The 18,340-nt window shown below is 71.2% G+C and carries 29 protein-coding genes and 1 tRNA gene; 16 read left to right on the forward strand and 14 right to left on the reverse strand.

Annotated features, from left to right (window positions below; all coding sequences use genetic code 11):
• Positions 1-17: 17 nt before the first annotated feature.
• The gene (locus CLV52_RS13000; RefSeq protein WP_133766720.1) at positions 18-629 is read right to left on the reverse strand and encodes an ATP-dependent Clp protease proteolytic subunit; all 612 of its coding nucleotides are present in this window, start codon (positions 627-629) and stop codon (positions 18-20) included.
• Positions 630-851: 222 nt separating this feature from the next.
• Here CLV52_RS13000 and CLV52_RS13005 point away from each other — a divergent pair, with 222 nt between their 5' ends.
• The 6 genes from CLV52_RS13005 to mnhG are packed head-to-tail and all read left to right on the forward strand — an operon-like array spanning position 852 to position 6,969.
• On the forward strand, positions 852-3,701 hold the full coding sequence (locus CLV52_RS13005; RefSeq protein ID WP_133766721.1) for a Na+/H+ antiporter subunit A: 2,850 nt from the start codon (positions 852-854) through the stop codon (positions 3,699-3,701).
• Positions 3,698-4,111: a Na(+)/H(+) antiporter subunit C gene (locus CLV52_RS13010; protein WP_133766722.1), complete on the forward strand. Its 414-nt coding sequence runs from the start codon at positions 3,698-3,700 to the stop codon at positions 4,109-4,111. The genes CLV52_RS13005 and CLV52_RS13010 overlap by 4 nt, the downstream gene beginning before the upstream one ends.
• Positions 4,108-5,658 carry a Na+/H+ antiporter subunit D gene (locus CLV52_RS13015; protein WP_133766723.1) on the forward strand — a complete coding sequence of 517 codons (1,551 nt, stop codon included), beginning with the start codon at positions 4,108-4,110 and terminating at the stop codon, positions 5,656-5,658. Before CLV52_RS13010 ends, CLV52_RS13015 begins: the two co-directional genes overlap by 4 nt.
• Entirely contained in the window at positions 5,655-6,206 is a 552-nt protein-coding gene (locus CLV52_RS13020) for a Na+/H+ antiporter subunit E (RefSeq protein WP_133766724.1), read from the forward strand. Before CLV52_RS13015 ends, CLV52_RS13020 begins: the two co-directional genes overlap by 4 nt.
• Entirely contained in the window at positions 6,203-6,616 is a 414-nt protein-coding gene (locus tag CLV52_RS13025) for an MrpF/PhaF family protein (protein ID WP_133766725.1), read from the forward strand. The genes CLV52_RS13020 and CLV52_RS13025 overlap by 4 nt, the downstream gene beginning before the upstream one ends.
• The gene (mnhG, locus tag CLV52_RS13030) at positions 6,613-6,969 is read left to right on the forward strand and encodes a monovalent cation/H(+) antiporter subunit G (protein ID WP_133766726.1); all 357 of its coding nucleotides are present in this window, start codon (positions 6,613-6,615) and stop codon (positions 6,967-6,969) included. The genes CLV52_RS13025 and mnhG overlap by 4 nt, the downstream gene beginning before the upstream one ends.
• 2 nt (positions 6,970-6,971) lie before the next feature.
• Here the strand turns inward: mnhG and CLV52_RS13035 are convergent, their stop codons facing one another.
• From CLV52_RS13035 to CLV52_RS13065, 7 genes are all read right to left on the reverse strand, one after another.
• Positions 6,972-7,427: a GNAT family N-acetyltransferase gene (locus CLV52_RS13035; protein WP_133766727.1), complete on the reverse strand. Its 456-nt coding sequence runs from the start codon at positions 7,425-7,427 to the stop codon at positions 6,972-6,974.
• Positions 7,428-7,505: 78 nt separating this feature from the next.
• The gene (gene tig / locus CLV52_RS13040; protein WP_133766728.1) at positions 7,506-8,972 is read right to left on the reverse strand and encodes a trigger factor; all 1,467 of its coding nucleotides are present in this window, start codon (positions 8,970-8,972) and stop codon (positions 7,506-7,508) included.
• 63 nt (positions 8,973-9,035) lie between these two features.
• Positions 9,036-9,109, reverse strand: a tRNA-Pro gene (locus CLV52_RS13045).
• A gap of 144 nt (positions 9,110-9,253) precedes the next feature.
• Positions 9,254-9,724, reverse strand: coding sequence for a Dps family protein (locus CLV52_RS13050; RefSeq protein WP_246018130.1), 471 nt, complete (start codon positions 9,722-9,724; stop codon positions 9,254-9,256).
• Positions 9,725-9,855: 131 nt separating this feature from the next.
• Positions 9,856-10,386, reverse strand: a complete 531-nt coding sequence (locus CLV52_RS13055) for a DoxX family protein (RefSeq protein WP_133766729.1) — start codon at positions 10,384-10,386, stop codon at positions 9,856-9,858.
• A 64-nt stretch (positions 10,387-10,450) separates the two neighbouring features.
• Entirely contained in the window at positions 10,451-11,050 is a 600-nt protein-coding gene (locus CLV52_RS13060) for a PepSY domain-containing protein (protein WP_133766730.1), read from the reverse strand.
• 71 nt (positions 11,051-11,121) lie between these two features.
• Positions 11,122-11,520 (reverse strand): hypothetical protein, encoded by a 399-nt coding sequence (locus CLV52_RS13065; RefSeq protein WP_133766731.1) that lies wholly within the window; start codon positions 11,518-11,520, stop codon positions 11,122-11,124.
• A gap of 126 nt (positions 11,521-11,646) precedes the next feature.
• Between CLV52_RS13065 and CLV52_RS18475 the strand changes: the two genes are divergently transcribed.
• Both CLV52_RS18475 and CLV52_RS13070 read left to right on the forward strand, forming a co-directional pair.
• Positions 11,647-11,805: a hypothetical protein gene (locus tag CLV52_RS18475; protein WP_162850844.1), complete on the forward strand. Its 159-nt coding sequence runs from the start codon at positions 11,647-11,649 to the stop codon at positions 11,803-11,805.
• Positions 11,806-11,855: 50 nt separating this feature from the next.
• Complete coding sequence (locus CLV52_RS13070) at positions 11,856-12,356, forward strand: hypothetical protein (RefSeq protein WP_133766732.1); 501 nt, start codon at positions 11,856-11,858, stop codon at positions 12,354-12,356.
• 49 nt (positions 12,357-12,405) lie between these two features.
• Here the strand turns inward: CLV52_RS13070 and CLV52_RS13075 are convergent, their stop codons facing one another.
• Positions 12,406-12,645 (reverse strand): hypothetical protein, encoded by a 240-nt coding sequence (locus CLV52_RS13075; protein WP_133766733.1) that lies wholly within the window; start codon positions 12,643-12,645, stop codon positions 12,406-12,408.
• 74 nt (positions 12,646-12,719) lie between these two features.
• Here CLV52_RS13075 and CLV52_RS13080 point away from each other — a divergent pair, with 74 nt between their 5' ends.
• The 5 genes from CLV52_RS13080 (at position 12,720) to CLV52_RS13095 (ending at position 13,878) form a co-directional block, all read left to right on the forward strand.
• A complete protein-coding gene (locus CLV52_RS13080; protein WP_133766734.1) occupies positions 12,720-12,965 on the forward strand; it encodes a hypothetical protein in 246 nt (81 codons plus the stop codon).
• A gap of 76 nt (positions 12,966-13,041) precedes the next feature.
• Entirely contained in the window at positions 13,042-13,221 is a 180-nt protein-coding gene (locus CLV52_RS13085; protein ID WP_133766735.1) for a hypothetical protein, read from the forward strand.
• Positions 13,222-13,244: 23 nt separating this feature from the next.
• Positions 13,245-13,376 (forward strand): hypothetical protein, encoded by a 132-nt coding sequence (locus CLV52_RS19090; protein ID WP_281276076.1) that lies wholly within the window; start codon positions 13,245-13,247, stop codon positions 13,374-13,376.
• Between the two features lie 47 nt (positions 13,377-13,423).
• Entirely contained in the window at positions 13,424-13,657 is a 234-nt protein-coding gene (locus tag CLV52_RS13090; RefSeq protein WP_133766736.1) for a hypothetical protein, read from the forward strand.
• A 35-nt stretch (positions 13,658-13,692) separates the two neighbouring features.
• Positions 13,693-13,878: a hypothetical protein gene (locus tag CLV52_RS13095; RefSeq protein WP_133766737.1), complete on the forward strand. Its 186-nt coding sequence runs from the start codon at positions 13,693-13,695 to the stop codon at positions 13,876-13,878.
• Between the two features lie 58 nt (positions 13,879-13,936).
• Here the strand turns inward: CLV52_RS13095 and CLV52_RS13100 are convergent, their stop codons facing one another.
• Positions 13,937-14,377, reverse strand: a complete 441-nt coding sequence (locus tag CLV52_RS13100) for a hypothetical protein (RefSeq protein ID WP_133766738.1) — start codon at positions 14,375-14,377, stop codon at positions 13,937-13,939.
• A 249-nt stretch (positions 14,378-14,626) separates the two neighbouring features.
• Between CLV52_RS13100 and CLV52_RS13105 the strand changes: the two genes are divergently transcribed.
• Positions 14,627-15,259, forward strand: coding sequence for a hypothetical protein (locus tag CLV52_RS13105; RefSeq protein WP_133766739.1), 633 nt, complete (start codon positions 14,627-14,629; stop codon positions 15,257-15,259).
• Between the two features lie 334 nt (positions 15,260-15,593).
• Here CLV52_RS13105 and CLV52_RS13110 read toward each other — a convergent pair whose 3' ends face one another.
• A complete protein-coding gene (locus CLV52_RS13110) occupies positions 15,594-16,019 on the reverse strand; it encodes a hypothetical protein (RefSeq protein ID WP_133766740.1) in 426 nt (141 codons plus the stop codon).
• A 33-nt stretch (positions 16,020-16,052) separates the two neighbouring features.
• Between CLV52_RS13110 and CLV52_RS13115 the strand changes: the two genes are divergently transcribed.
• Positions 16,053-17,111, forward strand: a complete 1,059-nt coding sequence (locus CLV52_RS13115) for a hypothetical protein (protein WP_133766741.1) — start codon at positions 16,053-16,055, stop codon at positions 17,109-17,111.
• Positions 17,108-17,353 carry a hypothetical protein gene (locus CLV52_RS13120; protein WP_133766742.1) on the forward strand — a complete coding sequence of 82 codons (246 nt, stop codon included), beginning with the start codon at positions 17,108-17,110 and terminating at the stop codon, positions 17,351-17,353. Before CLV52_RS13115 ends, CLV52_RS13120 begins: the two co-directional genes overlap by 4 nt.
• 279 nt (positions 17,354-17,632) lie before the next feature.
• On the opposite strand, the gene CLV52_RS18755 is transcribed toward CLV52_RS13120, so the two are convergent.
• The 3 genes from CLV52_RS18755 to CLV52_RS13135 are packed head-to-tail and all read right to left on the reverse strand — an operon-like array spanning position 17,633 to position 18,199.
• On the reverse strand, positions 17,633-17,770 hold the full coding sequence (locus CLV52_RS18755) for a hypothetical protein (protein ID WP_211342687.1): 138 nt from the start codon (positions 17,768-17,770) through the stop codon (positions 17,633-17,635).
• 16 nt (positions 17,771-17,786) lie between these two features.
• Positions 17,787-17,984, reverse strand: a complete 198-nt coding sequence (locus tag CLV52_RS13130; protein WP_133766743.1) for a hypothetical protein — start codon at positions 17,982-17,984, stop codon at positions 17,787-17,789.
• Positions 17,981-18,199 (reverse strand): hypothetical protein, encoded by a 219-nt coding sequence (locus CLV52_RS13135; RefSeq protein WP_133766744.1) that lies wholly within the window; start codon positions 18,197-18,199, stop codon positions 17,981-17,983. The genes CLV52_RS13130 and CLV52_RS13135 overlap by 4 nt, the downstream gene beginning before the upstream one ends.
• Positions 18,200-18,340 lie beyond the last annotated feature (141 nt).

Consider the following 18,340-nt stretch of genomic DNA (forward strand, 5'->3'; position numbering starts at 1 on the left):
CGTTCCCTCCCCGGGAATCAGAGGTCGGCCGCGCTGACGGACGTCTTGGCGTCGGTTCCCCCGCCGCCCGTGACGTCGGCCGCGGAGGCGCGGATGTGGTCGACGAAGCCGTACTCGAGGGCCTCGTCCGCGTTGAACCAGCGGTCGCGGTCGCCGTCGGCGTTCACCTGGTCGACCGTGTGGCCGGTGGCGTCCGCCGTGATCTTCGCGAGCCGGTTCTTCATGTCGATGATCAGCTGCGCCTGCGTCTGGATGTCGGACGAGGTGCCGCCGAAGCCGCCGGAGGGCTGGTGCAGCAGCACGCGGGCGTTCGGCGTGATGTAGCGCTTGCCCTTCGTGCCGGCGGTCAGCAGGAACTGGCCCATGGAAGCCGCCATGCCGATGCCGACCGTCACGACGTCGTTCGGGATGAACTGCATCGTGTCGTAGATCGCCATGCCGGCTGTGATCGAGCCGCCGGGCGAGTTGATGTAGAGGTAGATGTCCTTCTCGCTGTCCTCAGCGGCGAGCAGGAGCAGCTTGGCGGCGATCTCGTTCGCGTTCTCGTCGCGAACCTCGCTGCCGAGCCAGATGATCCGATCGCGCAGCAGGCGATCGAAGACGCTTGGCGTCGGGCTGAAGTCGGCCATTCGCAGCACTTCCTTCTCGTGTGGTCCGTCGAGCCCCGATCCCCGCGGCTCGAAGCGTGGTGCCAACGGTAGTGAGCCCTCCACGCTCAGACGGCCCTGTTCGCCGTCGGCGTTCGCCCGCTGCTCACGGCTGCGACCAAGGTCCCGCCGATACGGTTCGCAGCGTCGGAGCGGGTCTCCGGCCGTCCGACGTCCGCCCGCCTTTCGCGACGGGAGCCCGCCGTGTTCCTCCTCCTCCTGCTGTTCGGTCTCACCGCGCTGGCGCTGCCGCTGCTGACCCCGAGGCTCGGGACGAAGGCGTTCCTCGTCGCGGCCGTCCCGCCGACGCTCGCATTCGCGGTGACCCTGGCGCGGAGCGGCGATGCGCTGCACGGCGGCGTCCGCGAGCGGACGTCGTGGGTGCCGCAGCTCGGGCTGGCCCTGGACCTCCGCCTCGACCCGCTCTCCTGGACGCTGGCGCTCGTCGTGACCGGGGTCGGGGCCCTCGTCCTGCTCTACTGCGTCTCGTACTTCCACGACGACGAGCCGTCGCTCGGCCGCTTCGCCGCGACGTTCACCGCGTTCGCCGGGGCGATGTACGGGCTGGTCGTCGCCGACGACGTGTACCTGCTCTTCACGTTCTGGGAGCTGACGAGCGTCCTCTCGTACCTGCTGATCGGGCACTACTCGGACCGCCGCGCGAGCCGCGGCGCCGCCCTGCAGGCGCTCCTCGTGACGACGCTCGGCGGCCTCGCGATGCTCGCCGGGCTCGTCCTGCTGCAGCAGGCGTCCGGGACGTCGACGCTGTCCGGCCTGGTCGCCGCCCCTCCCCCGCTCTCGGATCCGGTCGTGATCGTCGGCGTCGCGCTCGTGCTCCTCGGCGCGATCACGAAGTCGGCGGTCTTCCCGTTCCACTTCTGGCTGCCCGGCGCGATGGCCGCCCCGACGCCCGTGTCCGCGTACCTGCACGCCGCCGCGATGGTGAAGGCCGGGGTGTACCTCGTGCTGCGGCTCGCTCCGGGCTTCGCGGCGGCGCCCGGCTGGCGGGAGGCGCTCGTCTCGCTCGGCGTCGTGACGATGCTCATCGGCGGCGCGCGGGCGCTCCGCGAGCACGACCTGAAGCTCGTGCTCGCGGGCGGGACGGTCGCCCAGCTCGGCTTCCTGACGATCGTCGCGAGCCTCGGCACCGCCGCGAGCGAGACGGCCGCGCTCGCGCTGCTCGTCGGGCACGCCCTGTTCAAGTCCACGCTCTTCCTCGTCACGGGCGTCGTCGACCACGCGGTCGGCACCCGGGACCTGCGCCGCATCTCCGGCCTCGGCCGGCGCCTGCCCGTGCTCGCGGCCGTCGCGGCGGTCGCGGCCGCGTCGATGGCCGGCGTGCCGCCGACGCTCGGGTTCGTGACGAAGGAGGGCGCGCTCATCGCGCTCGGCGAGGGCCCGCAGCCGTGGGGCGCGGTCGCGGTCGCCGGTGTCGTCATCGGCTCGGTGCTCACCGTCGCCTACGCGCTGCGATTCGTCTGGGGCGCCTTCGCGACGAAGCGCGGCGTCGTGCAGACGGAGGTCGACCCGGAGCGGATCGCGTTCCTCGCCCCGCCCGCGGTCCTCGCCGCCGCCTCCCTGCTCCTCGGCCCGCTCGCCGGGCTGGTCGTCGAGCCCGCCGCGGAGGCTGCCGCGCACGGCATGGCCGGCGAGCCGGTGCACCTCGTGCTCTGGCACGGCCCGACGCTCGAGCTGCTGCTGTCCGGCGTGACGCTGGCCGGCGGCATCGGGCTCTTCCTCCTCCGCGATCGGCTGACGGGCGTGCAGGAGGCGCTGCACCCGCGGCGCAGCGCGGAGGACGTCTACCGCGGCACGCTGCGCGGCATCGACGTGGTCGCGACCCGCACCACCGCGACGATCCAGACCGGGTCGCTCGCCCGGTACGTCGCCGTCATCCTGACCGTCTTCGCGGGCGGCGTCGGCGCGGTGCTCCTCTCGACCGGCATCCTCGCGGCCCCGCGGCTCTTCGCTCCCGCTGCGCAGATCGTGACCGCCGCGCTCATGGCGGTCGCCGCGATCGCCGCGACGGTCGCGGGCAAGCGCTTCCAGGCCGTGGTGCTCACCGGCGTCACCGGCCTCGGCATGGCCGTGCTCTTCGGGCTGCAGGGCGCCCCCGACCTCGCCCTCACGCAGGTGCTCGTCGACCTCGTCACCCTCATCGCGTTCGTGCTCGTGCTCCGCCGCCTGCCCGCGCGCCTCGGCGTCGCGCACGCGAGCACGCGCCCCGTGATCCGGATCCTGCTCGGCGTCGCGGTCGCCGGCGTGATGGTCGCGGTGGTGCTCACGACGCTCGCCGCGCGGACGGCGACGCCGGTCTCCGAGGCGTTCGAGCGGCTCGCCGTCGAGATCGGGCACGGGAACAACGTCGTCAACGTCACGCTCGTCGACATCCGCGGCTGGGACACCTTCGGCGAGATCACCGTGCTCGTCGCCGCGGCGACCGGCGTCGCGAGCCTCGTCTTCGTGGGCGGCCGCTCGGACCGCCTCCCGGCGCTCCGCGGGCACCGGCGGCGCGCGTTCCGGCGGACCCGCCCGATCGATCCCGAGGTCACGAGCGGCACGTGGCTGCTCGCCGGTCGCACGCTGCGGCCCGAGCACCGGTCGATCCTGCTCGAGGTCGCCGTCCGGCTCACCTTCCACGCGACGATCGTCGTGTCGGTCTACCTCCTCTTCGCCGGGCACAACGACCCCGGCGGCGGGTTCGCGGGCGGCCTGGTGGCCGGCCTCGCGCTCACGGGCCGCTACCTGGCAGCGGGACGCTACGAGCTGGGGCTCGCGGCCCCGCTGAACGCGGGCGTGCTGCTCGGGCTCGGCCTCGTGCTCGCCGTGGGCACGGCGGTCGTGCCGCTCGCCTTCGGCGAGGCCGCGCTCACCTCCCACTACCTCGGCGCCGACCTCGGCTGGTTCGGGAAGGTGTCCTTCAGCACGTCGGCGATCTTCGACATCGGCGTGTACCTGATCGTGGTCGGCGTCGTGCTCGACGTGCTCCGGTCGCTCGGCGGCGAGCTCGACCGGGAGTACGAGGCGGCGTCCGCCGAGGAGGTGCGCGCGTGAGCGTCTCGGTCCCCCTGCTCGGCGCCATGGCCGTGCTCTACGCCTGCGGGGTCTACCTGCTGCTCGACAAGAGCGTGACCCGCATCATCATCGGCATCCTGCTGATCGGCAACGCGACGAACCTGCTGCTGCTGTCCCTCGCGGGCCCGCCCGGGGCGCCGCCCATCGCCGGCAGCGGGCGGTCGTCCGATCCGCTCCCCCAGGCGCTGATCCTCACCGCCATCGTCATCACCTTCGCGGTGTCGGCGTTCCTGATGGCGCTGGTCTACCGCTCCTGGCGGCTCGCGCAGGAGGACCGCATCGAGCGCGACGAGGCGGACGCCGCCGTCGGGCTCGGCGAGCAGCCGGAGCCCGATGCGCCGGAGGTCGACGAGGAGAGCGAGTTCGACCGACCGGGAGGCACCGCATGACCGCCCTCGTGCCGCTCGTCGTCGTCCTGCCGATCCTCGGCGCCGCGGCGGCGCTGCTCGCCTCCGGCCGGCCGCGGGTGCAGCGCACCGTCGCGGCGGTCGTGCTCACGGCCGTGCTCGGCGTCGGGATCGCGCTCATCGCCGCCGTCGCCGACGGCTCCATGCTCGTCATGCCGGTGGGCGGCTGGCCGGTGCCGTTCGGCATCGTCCTCGTCGTCGACCGCCTCTCGGCGCTGCTCCTCACGGTCTCGGCCGCCGTGCTGCTCGCGGTCCTCGTGTTCTCCATCGGGCAGGGCAGCGCGGACGGCGACGACCGGGAGGCGCCGGTCTCGATCTTCTACCCAACGTACCTCGTGCTCGCCGCGGGCGTCTTCGACGCGTTCATCGCGGGCGACCTCTTCAACCTCTACGTCGGGTTCGAGATCCTCCTGGTGTCGAGCTACGTGCTCATCACCGTCGGCGGCACGCAGCCGCGGATCCGCGCCGGGACGACCTACATCGTCGTGAGCCTGGTGTCCTCCACGCTGTTCCTCGCCGCCGTCGGCGCGATCTACGCCGCCACCGGGACGGTGAACATGGCGCAGATCGCCGAGCGCGTCGCGGTGCTGCCGCCGGGCGTGCAGATCCTGCTGCACGTCATGCTCCTCACCGCGTTCGGCATCAAGGCCGCGGTGTTCCCGCTCGCGTTCTGGCTGCCGGACTCGTACCCGACGGCCCCGGCGCCCGTCACGGCGGTGTTCGCGGGCCTGCTCACGAAGGTCGGGGTGTACGCGATCCTCCGCACGGAGACGACGCTCTTCCCCGGCCCCGAGCTGAATCCCCTGCTGCTCGTGATCGCGGCGCTGACGATGCTCGTCGGCGTGCTGGGCGCGATCGCGCAGGCCGACATCAAGCGCATGCTGTCGTTCACGCTCGTCAGCCACATCGGCTACCTGATCATGGGCGTCGGGCTGGGCACGGCGGCGGGCACGGCCGCCGCGATCTTCTACACGGTGCACCACATCGTCGTGCAGACCACGCTGTTCCTCACGGCCGGCCTGATCGAGCGCCGGGCCGGCACGACGACCATCACCCGCCTCGGCGGCCTGCTCGCCGCGTCGCCCCTCCTGGGCGTGCTGTTCCTCATCCCCGCGCTGAACCTGGGCGGGATCCCGCCGTTCTCCGGCTTCCTCGGCAAGCTCGGGCTGCTGGAGGCCGGCGTCGCGGACCGGGATCCGCTCGCCTACGTCGTGGTCGGCGTCGCGACGCTCACCTCCCTCCTGACGCTCTACCCGCTGGTCCGGGTGTGGAACGTGTCGTTCTGGCGGCCCGCCGCGCAGGTGGCGGAGGGCTCTCGCCTCACCGATGAGCTGCACGAGGACCCGTTCCGGCCCGAGACCGTCGCCACCCGGGCCCTCGCCGCCCCGATGGTGCTCGCGACCGCGGGCATGGTCCTCCTCGGCGTCGCGATCACCGTGTTCGCGGGACCGCTGTACGCCTACGCGTCGGCGGCCGGTGCGACGCTGCAGGACTGGGACGTGTACGTGCAGGGGGTGCTGGGCCGATGACCGACGCATCGCGGAAGCGCGCCGGCCGGTGGACGACGGGACCGCCCCTCGTCATCGGCCTCGTGGTCCTCTGGCTGCTCCTCTGGCGGTCGGTCGCACCGCTCACGATCCTCACCGGCGTCGTGACGGCCCTCCTGGTCGTGCGGATCTTCGACCTGCCGCCGGTGCCGCACGTCGGCCGATTCCGTCCGCTCGCGGCGCTCGCGCTGCTCGGGTGGTTCCTCGGCCAGGTCGTGATCGCCTCCGTCCAGGTCGCGGCGCAGGCCGTCGCCGCGCTTTCGCCGTCGCGGCGACCGCGGTCCGGGGTGATCGCCGTGCAGCTGCGGACCCGCGACGACCTGGTGCTGACCCTCACCGGCATCGTCACCTCCCTGATCCCCGGCACGGTGATCGTGGAGGTCGACCGCGCGGAGTCGGTGCTCTACCTCCACGTCCTGCGCGGCGGCACGCCGGAGCGGCTCGAGCAGGCCCGCGACTCCGCCCTCATCGCGGAACGGCGCCTCGTCCGGGCCATCGGATCGCCGGGCGAGCAGGAGGTGGTCCGATGAGCGTCCATGCCGTGCTGACGGCGCTGATCGCGCTGCTGTTCGCCGCCGGCGCCGCGCTCGCGGTCTTCCGAGTCGTCCGCGGCCCCACCATCCTCGACCGGATGATCGCCTCGGACGTCCTGCTCACGACGACGATGCTCGTGCTCGGCGCGTTCATGGCACTCGAGCGCCGGGCCGATCTCCTCCCGGTGCTCCTGGTGCTCGCGGGGGCCGCCGGCTTCGCGACGATCGCCGTCGCGCGGGCGGTGTCGAAGCACGACCGACCGGACCCCGATGACGCCGGCCACGACCCGCTCGCGACCGTCGACGGCGCCCCCGCGGTGCTCGAGGCGACGAGGCGGCACGTGGAGGGGCTCGACCCCGAGGACCTGGACCGGGACGACCTCCGACCGACGGGACGGGACGCATGACGCTCCTCGCCGACCTCCTGCTGCTCGGGGCCGCGCTGCTGACGGTCTCCGCGGGCATCGGGCTCGTGCGCTTCCCCGACGCGCTCGCCCGCCTGCACGCGGCGACGAAGCCGCAGGTGCTCGGGCTCCTGCTGGTGCTCGCGGCGATCGCGGTCGCGAACGGCCGGTGGGACCTGGTGCCCGCGCTGATCCCGGTCGCCGGGCTGCAGCTCGTGACCGTCCCGGTCTCCGCGCACATCGTCGCCCGCTCCGCCTACCGCACGGGCAACTACCGGGACGACCTGCTGACCGAGGACGAGCTCGCGCCCGCGATCGCGGCCGCCGACCGGGAGGACCCCGACCGCCCGGCCTGAGCTCAGCGGTCGGCTCCGGGCCAGCGCATGAGCAGGTCGGGCGCGCCCTCGTCGTTGTCGCCGTCGGTCCCGCCGACGACGACGAAACCGCGGCGTTCGTAGAACCCGCGCGCCGCGCAGTTGCTCTCGAACACCCAGAGCCGGAGGCCCTCGGGTCGGCGCGCCTTCGCGTCGTCGAGGAGCACCGTGCCCGCGCCGGACCCCTGCTCGTCCGGCGCGACGTACAGGTCCGCCAGCAGGTCGCCCTCGAGCGTCGCGTATCCGACGGGGACGCCGTCGCGCAGCAGGAGCCGCACCTCCGCGACCGGCAGCACGTCCTGCAGCAGGTGCGGCAGGAGCTCCTCGTCGGCGTGCGCCGGAGGCGGGAACGCATCGCCGGCGGCGGCTCGCGCCCGGAGGTGGATGTCCGCGAGCGCCGGGGCGTCCTCGGGACCGGCGTCGCGCAGCTCGAACGGCATCCGCCCATCAGACCAGGAAGGGGTCGCCGGACCGTGCGCGCGCACGGACCGACGACCCGGTTCCGGTCAGGAGGAGGCTCAGGCCTCCGGCGTCGCGGCGGCCTTCTTGCGGGGCGCGCGCTTCTTCGGCGCGGGCTTCTCGGCCTCGGCCTCCGCGTCCGCCGCGTCGTCCGCGAGCTGCTCGGCCTCGACGACCGTGTCGAGCTCGGCGGCCGGCACGGTCTCGACCGGCGCGTCCGTCTCCTCGTCCGCCACGTCGGCCGGGTCGTTCGCGACGACGAACTCGCTGATGTCGACCGCGGCGCCGGTCGTGTCCACGACCTCGACCTTGCCGAGCAGGACGCCGATCGCCTTGCTGCGGGCGACCTCGCTGAACATCGACTGCAGCTGGTTGTTCTGCTGCAGGACCTCGATGAACTCCTGCGGCTGCATGCCGTACTGCTGCGCGGACTGCACGACGTACTGCGCGAACTCGTCCTGCGAGACGCCGACGTTCTCGACCTCGGCGACCTTGTCGAACAGCAGCTGCGAGCGGAACGCCTTCTCGGACGCCTCCTTCACCTCGGCGCGGTGCACGTCGTCCTCGAGGCGGTTCTCGCTCTCGAGGTGACGGTGCACCTCGTCCTCGATGAGGGACGCCGGCACGGGCACGTCGACCTTCGCGAGCAGCGCGTCGGCGACCTTGTCGCGGGCCTGCGAGACCTGCTCGAACTTCTTCTGCGACTCGACCTGGCGGCGGACGTCGGCGCGGAGCTCCTCGAGCGTGTCGAACTCGCTCGCCATCTGCGCGAAGTCGTCGTCGAGGTCGGGCAGCTCGCGCTCCTTGACGGCGAGGACGGTGACCGCGATCTCCGCCTCCTCGCCCTCGTGGTCGCCACCGAGCAACGTCGACTTGAACGTGGTCGACTCCCCCGCCGTGAGGGACTCGAGCGCCTCGTCGATGCCCTCGATCAGCTCGCCGGAGCCGATCTCGTAGGAGATCGCATTCGCGGAGTCGACCTGCTGGTCGCCGATCGTGGCGATGAGGTCGATCTGCACGAAGTCGCCGCTCTTCGCCGGGCGCTCGACGGTGCTGAGCGTGCCGAAGCGGCCGCGGAGCTCGTCGACCTGCTGCGCGATGTCCGCGTCGGTGACCTCGATCGGGTCGACGATCACGGTGAGCTGCTCGAGCGGCGGCAGCTCGATGTCGGGGCGCACGTCGACCTCGACGGTGACCTCGAGGTCGCCGGAGAAGTCCTTCGCGTCCGGCCAGGCGGTGATGTCCGCCTCCGGGCGACCGAGCGGCTGGATGTCGTTCGCCGCGACGGCCTCGCGGAAGAAGCCGTCCAGGCCCTCGTTGACGGCATGCTCGAGCACCGCGGTGCGGCCGACGCGCTGGTCGATGATGGGAGGCGGCACCTTGCCCTTGCGGAAGCCGGGGATCTGCACGTCCTCGGCGATGTGGCTGTAGGCGTGGGCGATGCTCGGCTTGAGCTCGTCCGGCTTGACGGAGATGGCGAGCTTGACCCGCGTCGGGCTCAGCTTCTCGACGGTCGTGGTGACCATGGACGTGTTCCTCGATCCTTGTCGTACGTCGTGTTGCGCGTCCGGTCCGCGCACCGCTGTCGGTCGGGGCGACAGGATTCGAACCTGCGGCCTCCCGCTCCCAAAGCGGGTGCTCTACCAAGCTGAGCTACGCCCCGCGGAGGCGACCCTGGTGGGAGCGCCGCGGTGGGACCGGAAAACGACCGCCGGGAAGTCTAGCGAGTCCCGCGGCGAGCGCGCCCCGGACAGCGGCGGAGGGGCCGTCCCGATGCCGGGACGGCCCCTCCGATGCTCGGGTCGACTCAGTCGGTCGCGAGGTGGGCGGCGAGGAACCAGCGGTCCTCGACGAGCCCGCGCTCGATCTCGATGGCGACGTCCTGGCTGTTCAGGTCGATGTCGTCGAGACCCTCGACCGCTTCGCGGACGACGGCGACGGCCGCGTCGATCTGCGCGACGACCTGCTGGATCATCGGGCCGTAGTTCTGGAAACCGTCCTTCATCTCCGGCAGCGGGTTCTTGGCGGCGATGGTCGTCAGGCGGGCGTCGACCGGCAGGCCGAGGGCGACGATGCGCTCCGCGGCGAGGTCGGCGTACTTGCCGGCGTGCTTCACGACCTTGTCGAGCAGCTCGTGCACGGCGATGAAGTTCTCGCCGCGGACGTGCCAGTGCGCCTGCTTGCCGTCGATCGCGAGCGCCTGCATGGCGATCACGACCGGCGCGAGGAACTGCTGCGAGCCGTTGATGTCCTCCGCGCTCGCCTGGGTCTGGTCCAGGACCGGCTCGGTCTTGGCCTCGACGTTGGTGGGCGTCTCGATGTTGCTCACGTGGATGCTGTCCTTCCGTTCGTCGGGGACGATGGTGCCGAAGCCGTCTGAGCGGCCCGTGTGTGCGCGCTGTGCGCGAGTCAGGAAGCGGCGGCGTCCTCCGCCGGCTTCGCGCGCTTCGCGTACTCGGTCACCGCGAAGGAGCCGGCGACGCCGGCGACGAGGGCGAAGACGCCCGCGCCGAAGCCCCACTTCGACTTGCCGAAGATCGCGTCGATCGAGACGACGCCCGGTCCGTCGGAGGCGACGGCGACGGCCGCGGCCGCGAGCGCGGCGTTGAACTCCCAGCCTCCGTTGCTGTTCCAGACGCCGTTGCTGAGGTGCACCTTGCGCACCGCGGTGACCATCGTCGCGATGAGGCCGGCAGCGGCGACGGGGGTGGCGGCGCCGAGCGCGAGCGCGGCCCCGCCGAACGTCTCGGTCGCGGCGACGGCGACGGCGTTCTGCCGCGGCGGGTGGATCTCGAGGTTCTGCATCATCCCCTCGACGCCGTCGAGGCCGGGGCCGTCGAAGGCTCCGGTCAGCTTCTGCAGGCCGTGGCCCACGAACAGGCCGCCGACGGTGAGGCGGAGGAGCAGGGTGCCGAGCGCCATGAGATCCCTCTCTGTCATGAACGGAGTCGGGGGTGAATCTACGAGGAGCCACCTCCGAGTCCGCCGGTGCTCCACGAGGGCGTCAGGAGCCGGTGGGCGTCGACGGGCTCGCGCTCGGATCCCGATCGGCCTGGTCCAGCAGGACGGAGCCGTTGACCGCGTCGATGCGCACGTCGTGACGGAGTCCGTCCAGGAGGACGTCGCCGCGCCACACCACGCGGTCCTCGTACTCGTCGAGCTCGATCGCCGTGACCCGGCCGCCGGGTACCGCGGCGAGCATCCGCGTGTGCGCGGCGGCCAGCGTGATCGAGGCGGCGGCCACGAGGGCGCGGTTGGCGGACTCGACGTCCGCGTCGGTCGTGTCCGAACTCGGCCCGGCGACCACCGCTCCGTCGGTCGAGAGGTGCACCTCCTGCACCGAGCCGTCGGCGAGGACCACCCGGACGTCCCACTCCGTTCCGGCCGCCTCGTCGGCGACGGCGACGACCGTGCCCTCGCCGACCTCGCGCCGCGCGAGCGTCGCGATCACCGCCACGGTCGGTCCGGGCGCGACCGTCGTGGTGGGGGTCGGGGTGGTGGAGGTCAGCAGTGGCAGCGGCTGGCCCGGCGTGCACGCGGCGAGCGCGAGCGCGGTCAGCGGCGCGATCGCGGCGAGCGTCAGGATGCGGACGGATCGGCGCACGGCGTTCTCCTCAATGGGTGCTGCACATCGAACCGGTGCTCGCCGTACGTGCGCTGGGTGCACCGGGCCGCTCAGCGGGCGAGCGCCTCCCAGGGCGCGGTCGGCACGACGCCCTCCGCCAGGGCCGCGATCGCCGGGTCGAGCGCGACGAGGGCGTCCGCCTGAAGCCGGGTGACCGACAGGTACGCGGCCGGACCCGGGTCCTCGAGGTCGAGGGCCGCGGCGATCGTGAAGGCCGTCCGCATCGAGACCTTGTCGCCGAGGACTCGCATCGGCGTGCTCGCGATGACCCGGACGAGGTCGAGCGCCTGCCGCTGCTCCCGCTCCCCCGCGCGCACCTGCGCGTAGAGGATGCGGAGGGCGTCGGAGCGGAGGATCGCGGGTGCGACCAGCTGGTCGCCGTCGGCTGCGCCGCGCCCCTCCTCAGCGAGCCGGATGGCGGCGAGGGCGTCGATGCCGAAACGCGTCATGCCTGATCGTACGAAGCGGCGACCTCCGGCCGCAGCCGCGCGGATGCCGCACCTGTTCGATCGGCCTGCGCTCGGCGTTCACCCGCGCAACCCGAGCGGTTCACCGGGGGCCCGTAGCCAGGAGGCGTGCTCCGACGTCGCCCCGCCGATGCCGTCCTGCTGCTCCTCGCCCTCGCCGTCATCGCCGGCGTGCTGCTCGCCGTGGTCCTGCTGCGGCAGACGGTGTCGGGCGACGGCCTGCCGCTGATCCCCGCGGATCTCGCCCGCATCGCGAGCGGGAGCTGACCGCCGTGCCGCACAGCGCGGATGCCCGGCCGGCTGGCTACGGTCAGCGGGTGGATCGCCCGCAGGACGCATCGCCGGACCGCTTCGAGCTCGACGACGAGGAGGAGCAGGACGAGGACCTCGACGACGAGGACTTCGAGCTGCCGCCGGCGCATCCCGCGTTCCGCCGGATCTTCTCCGACCCGCTCTACGACGACCAGGGCGACGAGTTCGCGCCCTTCGGCTCGGACGAGGGCTGGGACGCGATGGCGGAGATCGTGGAGGACTTCACGCCCCTCGATCCCGATGTGACGCTGCGCGACCTCGCGGAAGACGTGCTGGAGCTCGAGGACGACGAGTTCGACGCGACCGGCCTGGACGAGACGGAGGACACCGACTTCGCCCTGCTCGGCGTCGGGTTCACGATCCTCCGACTGACCGGCCGCATCGACGACGAGGGCCGGCGCCGCCTGATCACCGCAGTCGCTCGGCAGCAGGAGCGCTTCGGCGACGAGCTCGCGACCCTCCGCCGCATCGCCGCCGACCTCGAGGAGCTGCCCGCCGAGGGCTGAGGCTCAGCGCAGCGCGGTCGCGACGAAGCATCGGCCGCGCCGGATGGGCTCAGAAGGAGCGGCGGTCCTCGTCGTCACCGAGGTCGAGCTCGAGTCGGAACCGCTCCATGCGGGCCCAGCCCATGAAGAGCGACACCGCGATGAACGCGTCCGCGATGAGCAGCATCACCGAGAAGATCCGCCCCTGCTCAGTCAAGGAGAAGAGCAGCAGGCAGACCGCGGCGACGGCGCCCGCCAGCAGGGCGCGCCACACCCAGATGCTGTGTCCCCAGCGACGCTCGCTCGACATGTGTCGAGGGTAGGAGCCCGTGCTTCGGGGCATCTGAACGGAGTCCGGCGGAGGCGAGGGCTATGGTCCGGACCGTGGATGAGGTGTCGCTGACCGCCGCGGAGGCGGATCTTGCGAACGCGATCCGTGCCGTCGACGCCCAGCTCGACGAACTGGCGGAGCGCGAGCGTCGCACGCTCGGATTCGGCATGCGCGCGGGCGGAGCCGGCGGCTGGTTCGCGCATCAGGCGGAGGACGAGCTGGACGCGCGGCGGGCGACGCTGCTGCAGCGCCGGGCCGAGCTCGCGGCGCAGCTGCGGCACCAGGTCGAGGGCGACTGACGTGGCATGCCGAGGACCGAGCCGGCAGGCATCGAACGCGAACCGGGTGAACAGATCGGCTTCGTACGGTGCAGCGGTGGCTGCCTCCACCGTGGATTCCCTGCTGACCGAGTTGGAGGACGGAGTGGTGATGCCGGAGCAGGTCGTCCGTCGATCCCTCGCCTCGCGGCTGTCGCAGCTGGCGACCACGACGGTTCTCGCGGCCGTCGCGATCCTCGGCTCGATCCTGCTCTGCGAGCTGACCCGGAAGCGGTGAGCCCACGGGCCTACAGTCCGGGGATGTCCAGGCCCTTCAAGCGCTCATCCCACCATGGCGTCCCGCCGCGTGGCGCGCACGTGCGACGGCGGCGCGCACTCGTGCTCGCGATGCTCGCTGCACTGCTGGGTGTCGTCGTGCTCGGCCGCGAGTAGGCGGCGCACCGGCTCTCGCTGCCGCGGCAGAGCGGTAGCGTCCGACCGTGCCTGCCACCGTCGCGATGCTGCTCGTGATGATCGCCGTGCTGCTGCTCGGCCTGGTCGTCTTCTTCAGCGGCGTCGTGCAGGTCGTGACCGCACGCCGACGATCAGCAGCGGTCGGAGTTCCGGTGGTCGCGACCGGCATCGGGCTCCTCATCGTGCTCGCAGCAGCGGTGATGCTCGTCGTGACCGCGACCATGCACCTGACCGTCGTGTCCGTCACCGTCGTGCGCTGAGGGAGATCGGATGATCCGCCCAGGAGGATGACGTCGTGCATGCCTCCCTCGCGGTGATCCTCGCCGCGATCCTGCTGCTCGTGGCCGTCGCGCTCATCGTCGTCGCGGTTCGCAGGAACGGCTGGAGAGGGACGCCGGCGAGCCTCCGGGAGCGCGTGTCGATCTACGTTCCCATCTCGGTCTGCGTCTCCCTAGCCGGCGTGCTGCTCCTCAGTCATTGACGAGGACGCCAGGGCGCGATCGCGGGAGGCTTCAGCGTGCGGAAGTTCGCGCCGAAGGTCAGTTCTGGAACTGCTCCTCGAACAGGGACGCGTAGGTCTTCGCCTGCGACGGCTTCAGGTCGCCTGCGACGCGGAGCAGGAACGACCCCTGAACCGTGTCGTACTCGGAGCCGAGGACCGGGCTCGCCTTCAAGATCTTCTGTATGTACTCGGACCGCTGCTTCGCGTCCGCGGGACTCCCCCACTGCTCGACCATGGCGCCGCAGTCTGCACCGAGCCCGTCGCTGCATGCGGTCCTGGAGTCGTACAGCACCGCGGCGGAGACGTACCCGTTGGAGCGTCCGATCAACTTGTTCGGGTCGTTGTCCTCGGTGACCTCGACGACCTTCGCCACGTGCTTCGCGGAGGACCGGATCGCCTTCGCCGCGGCGGCTGCGTCAGCCGGACCGGGCGGGGTGGGCGTCGGCGTGGGGGTCGCCGCGGCGGTCACGGTCGCCACATTGGAGGTCACCTCGACGGCGCTCTCTGACGGCTCGTGGAGCAGCCGGTGAGCACGACCAGCACCCCCACGAGCCCCGTCATCGCGAGTGCCACCTCGGTCCTGCTCGTCCGCATCCGAATTGTGTACCCGACGGACGGACCGTGAAGCAGGAGACGAAGCCGTAGGACCGCAGACCCAGACCTTTCCGACGTTGCCTTTGCCGCACCGAGCCGCCAGGCTGCGAGCGTGGTCGTCGCCTCCCCTCCCGTGAAGACGCAGCCTCGCGAACCGCTGGCATGGGTGCTACTGCCCCTCGCCCTGCTGGCGTACGCGGGGGCGGTGATCTTCGCGGTGGTCTTCGTCACCGGCGTCGCAGTCACGGTTTCGGCCGCGACCTCGACAGCGCCGATCCCGGTGCCCTTGTACGCCTCGGCGCCCCTGCATCCGACCGCGGGCACGCATGCCTACTCGGGCGGGCCGTACATCGCGGACGGCACGACCGTCACCGCTACCGAGTTCACCGCAGGCGTCAGCGGACTGGACTTGGCGACCAGGATCGCGCTCACCATCGGCGGGACCGTCTGGAGCGCGACGGTCGCCGTCGTTGCCGCGATGGTCGGCGCGGCCCTGCTGCGGTTGCGGCGTCGGAACCCGGACCGCCGCGCCTCGCGCGTGCTGCTCTCCGCCGCGGTCACCTTGACGATCGGCCGCGTCGTCGCACAGGTGATCACGGCCTGGTCCGACATCCGGCTCGGCCACGTCGCGTGGATCGGCCAGGACGGCATCCGCGACTTCACCGGAATCAGCCCGGACATGATCGACCTCACCCCGTTCGGGATCGCGGCTCTGATGCTGGCGATTGTTGTCGTCATGAGGCGGAGCGAGCAGGTCGACCCGTGAGCGAGGTCCAGGTCGTCGTGGTGCACGTGCCGCTGCTACTCATCGCGACCGTCGTCCTCGGGAGCGTCATCGGCGCTGGAGTCGCGCTGCTCGCGGTCCGGGCTGTCCGCCGCTGAGTTCCCGTTCTCGGGCAGCACGCTCAGCCGATCAGGAGTTCCGCGGAGGGGATGACGGGAATCGAACCCGCACCACCAGTTTGGAAGACTGGAGTGCCACCCCTGCCGCTTCGCCAACTTCCGCTCAGTTACTGACCAAGAGTCAACATCGCCACGGCAGATTCTGCCCTGTCGGCGGTAGCAATCGGTAGCAGATCGGTAGCAGACCTGATCCCGCATCAGTCCTTCATCGGCAGTCCGCGACGGGACTCGACTCGCCTGCCAGTCGCGAGCCGGACCCATCCATGCATCTTGCTGAACGGCACCCCTCGCTCGTCATGGAGGCGGCGGAGGTCCTTGCCGAGTACGAGGAACTTCGCCTCCGACCCGCCCTCCAGTCGGTGCGGCAGCAGCGTGGTCCCTGGGCCTGACTGGGTGACGTGCGCCTGCTCGCGCGTGTCCAGTCCGATCCCCCAGTTCGTCACGGTCACCGGGTCCGACCCCGAGTTCACCGCGATGACCTCGACCCAGGTCGGCGGGAACGACACCTTCACGACCACCTTCACCGCGTGCTTCGACCGCCGCCAGGTCGCGATCTGCCACACCAGGGCGCCAACGCCCGCTGCGGCCCCGACCCAGGCGGCGATGACGCTCGCGATGTCCATGGTGACCGTCTACTCCCCCACAACCTCGGCACCGTGCTCGACAGGCTGGACCGCGGTACACGTCAGGCAGATGACGGCCTCGGCCTCGGCGTGACCGGGCAGCAGCACCGCGACGAGGTTGATCGCTCCGCAGTGCTGGCAGTTCATGGCCGCAGGTGTACGTCACGCCTCGGACATGCCCGTGGACCTGAGTTCGTACGGCACGAGATGCAGTCCCATCTCCTCGTGCCGATAACAAAGGTCATGCAGGCACATCAGTTCGGCACGACCGACGAGGAGGCCGAGGCGATCCGTCGAGCCGCGTCGGCCTTGACCACCACGACCGCCACGCTCGCGCAGGTGGCTTTGGAGTGGAACCACGCGGGCTTCCTCACCTCCCGCGGGAACCCGTGGAGGTTCCTTCAGGTGAAGCGAGCACTCCGCAAGCCCATCGCACGGCAGGTGCTGGGCGAGTTCCATCACGACGCCCTCCTGGCTCGGCTCGGACGGGAGGCGCTGCGGCCACCGCTACCCGGCTCGGACCGCACCCGGATCGGTACCTGCGGCACGTGCGGGTCCGCGATGCACCGGTACATCCGCGCGGACGGGGCGATGCGGTTGGTGTGCACCGCCCGCATGGAAGGACGGACTCGCGGCGACGGGCTGACGCACCCACAGATCGTGCTGGCGTACGTCGAGACTCGGGTGCGGGACGCGGTGTCCGAGTTGATCGCTGGGCGTTCGGCGCCTGTGCTCGACTACTTGCCGCGCGACCTCAGCACCATCGCAACCCTGTGCGGCGACCTCGAAGCCCGGCAGCGACGACTGCACCGGCTGGTGGACGATGCCGATGCTCCGGTCACGGCGGCAGACGTGGCACGGGACCTGCGGGCCATCGACGCCGACCTCGCGTTGCTGGAGGCCGAACGAGCCGACTACCTGCTCGCGGCTGCGCTGGAGCGGCTCGGCACGGGCACCGAAGCCGAACTGAACGCACGGTGGGACCTGCTGCCCGCAGCGGACCGCACGACGATTGCGACAAGGTTGGTCGCCGTCACCATCGACACCGGTCGTGGTCCTGGCCGTGTTCGCATCGAGAGCCTGCTGTCGTGACCGACGTGCCGCCGCAGTTCTTTGAACTGACGCCCGAGCAGATCGATCTGCTCGGGCTGGCCTCGGACAGGCGGTGGTTCGCCTTCCTCGCACTCGACGGCGAGGAGCGCCGCACCTACTTCCTGCACGACGAGGCCGCCTTCGACGCCTTCGCGCTCGCGATCACCACGCACATCTTTGAGTACGACTTCGAACCGCCGCTGATGCTTCAGACCTGGGGCTGGCCGCAGTTCTGGGCTTGAACTACACCGCTGTCATTCCGCAGTTCGGGCAGGTGTCGATGACGGTGCCGACGCTCAGCGTGCGCGGCAGCATCGGGGTTCCGCACGCCGGGCAGCGCCGCTCCACGTCCTCGTCCAGGGGGCAACCTAGTTCTCCGCGGGCACGTCGATGTCCGCTTATCCACAGGGCTCCCCCTCAACGTCTATTTCTTGTTCTCCACATTCCGCGAGGTGAAATTTGACTGCGAGTCAATGTGCTGCCGGGTGCATTTGACGAGTGCAACCCTTTGTATACGAGAACTAGCCCTCCGTCAGTGCCTGAAGCGCCCCGGCGATGTACGCCGCTTCTGTGTCGGAGGCGACGAGTCGCCCTTGCTCGATGTCACCAAGGAGGCGACGGAGCCCGTCGGCTGCTCGCTGACGCTCGTCCTCGGTCACGGCGAAGATTCTCCGCTCAGGGCCGGTTCCGGTTCGGTGCCGTCGTGCCCGCGTGGTGTTCGAGCAGTCGCTTCAACGTGTTGCGTTGCGCAGTGGCCTCCGCCTGCGACAGACCGAGCACCCGCTGACGCATCTGGTCGAGCCCTGCGTCATCGAGCGGGCGACCGGAGAGCGTGCGGACGCGCACAACGAGGTCGAGCAACGACTGGATCATCTGAGACCCAGCCGATTGAAGTCGGCTACCTCGGTCGCCGTCAGGTAAGACCAGGCGAACCGACCAACCTCGCGGTAGCGAACGAGCGTGTGCGAGTCGCGCACCCACTCCCATGAGCCGCCAGCGGAACGCGGAATCGTGTTGAAGACCGTCACCTTCTCCACCATCGACACGAACGAAGCAGCCAACAGGTCGGGGAAGTTGTTCTTCGACAACGTCGGCGCGGCACCGCGAGCGACGAACCTGAATTTTTTATGGTTCGGTCTCCACGACCTCGGAGGTCTCCATGAGACGCCTTCTGGCCATCACCACCGCCACCACGACCATCGCGCTGGGCGCCCTGGTCCCGATCACCA

Origin of the sequence: Amnibacterium kyonggiense (genome assembly GCF_004364555.1) — a bacterium.
GTDB lineage: Bacteria > Actinomycetota > Actinomycetes > Actinomycetales > Microbacteriaceae > Amnibacterium > Amnibacterium kyonggiense.

What these genes read in the sequence shown, in the direction of transcription:
- CLV52_RS13000 (WP_133766720.1), bottom strand. Translation starts at nt 629, where the DNA reads ATGGCCGACTTCAGCCCGACGCCAAGCGTCTTCGATCGCCTGCTGCGC.
- CLV52_RS13015 (WP_133766723.1), top strand. Translation starts at nt 4,108, where the DNA reads ATGACCGCCCTCGTGCCGCTCGTCGTCGTCCTGCCGATCCTCGGCGCC.
- CLV52_RS13020 (WP_133766724.1), top strand. Translation starts at nt 5,655, where the DNA reads ATGACCGACGCATCGCGGAAGCGCGCCGGCCGGTGGACGACGGGACCG.
- CLV52_RS13025 (WP_133766725.1), top strand. Translation starts at nt 6,203, where the DNA reads ATGAGCGTCCATGCCGTGCTGACGGCGCTGATCGCGCTGCTGTTCGCC.
- mnhG (WP_133766726.1), top strand. Translation starts at nt 6,613, where the DNA reads ATGACGCTCCTCGCCGACCTCCTGCTGCTCGGGGCCGCGCTGCTGACG.
- CLV52_RS13035 (WP_133766727.1), bottom strand. Translation starts at nt 7,427, where the DNA reads ATGCCGTTCGAGCTGCGCGACGCCGGTCCCGAGGACGCCCCGGCGCTC.
- tig (WP_133766728.1), bottom strand. Translation starts at nt 8,972, where the DNA reads ATGGTCACCACGACCGTCGAGAAGCTGAGCCCGACGCGGGTCAAGCTC.
- CLV52_RS13055 (WP_133766729.1), bottom strand. Translation starts at nt 10,386, where the DNA reads ATGACAGAGAGGGATCTCATGGCGCTCGGCACCCTGCTCCTCCGCCTC.
- CLV52_RS13065 (WP_133766731.1), bottom strand. Translation starts at nt 11,520, where the DNA reads ATGACGCGTTTCGGCATCGACGCCCTCGCCGCCATCCGGCTCGCTGAG.
- CLV52_RS13075 (WP_133766733.1), bottom strand. Translation starts at nt 12,645, where the DNA reads ATGTCGAGCGAGCGTCGCTGGGGACACAGCATCTGGGTGTGGCGCGCC.
- CLV52_RS19090 (WP_281276076.1), top strand. Translation starts at nt 13,245, where the DNA reads ATGTCCAGGCCCTTCAAGCGCTCATCCCACCATGGCGTCCCGCCGCGT.
- CLV52_RS13110 (WP_133766740.1), bottom strand. Translation starts at nt 16,019, where the DNA reads ATGGACATCGCGAGCGTCATCGCCGCCTGGGTCGGGGCCGCAGCGGGC.
- CLV52_RS13130 (WP_133766743.1), bottom strand. Translation starts at nt 17,984, where the DNA reads ATGATCCAGTCGTTGCTCGACCTCGTTGTGCGCGTCCGCACGCTCTCC.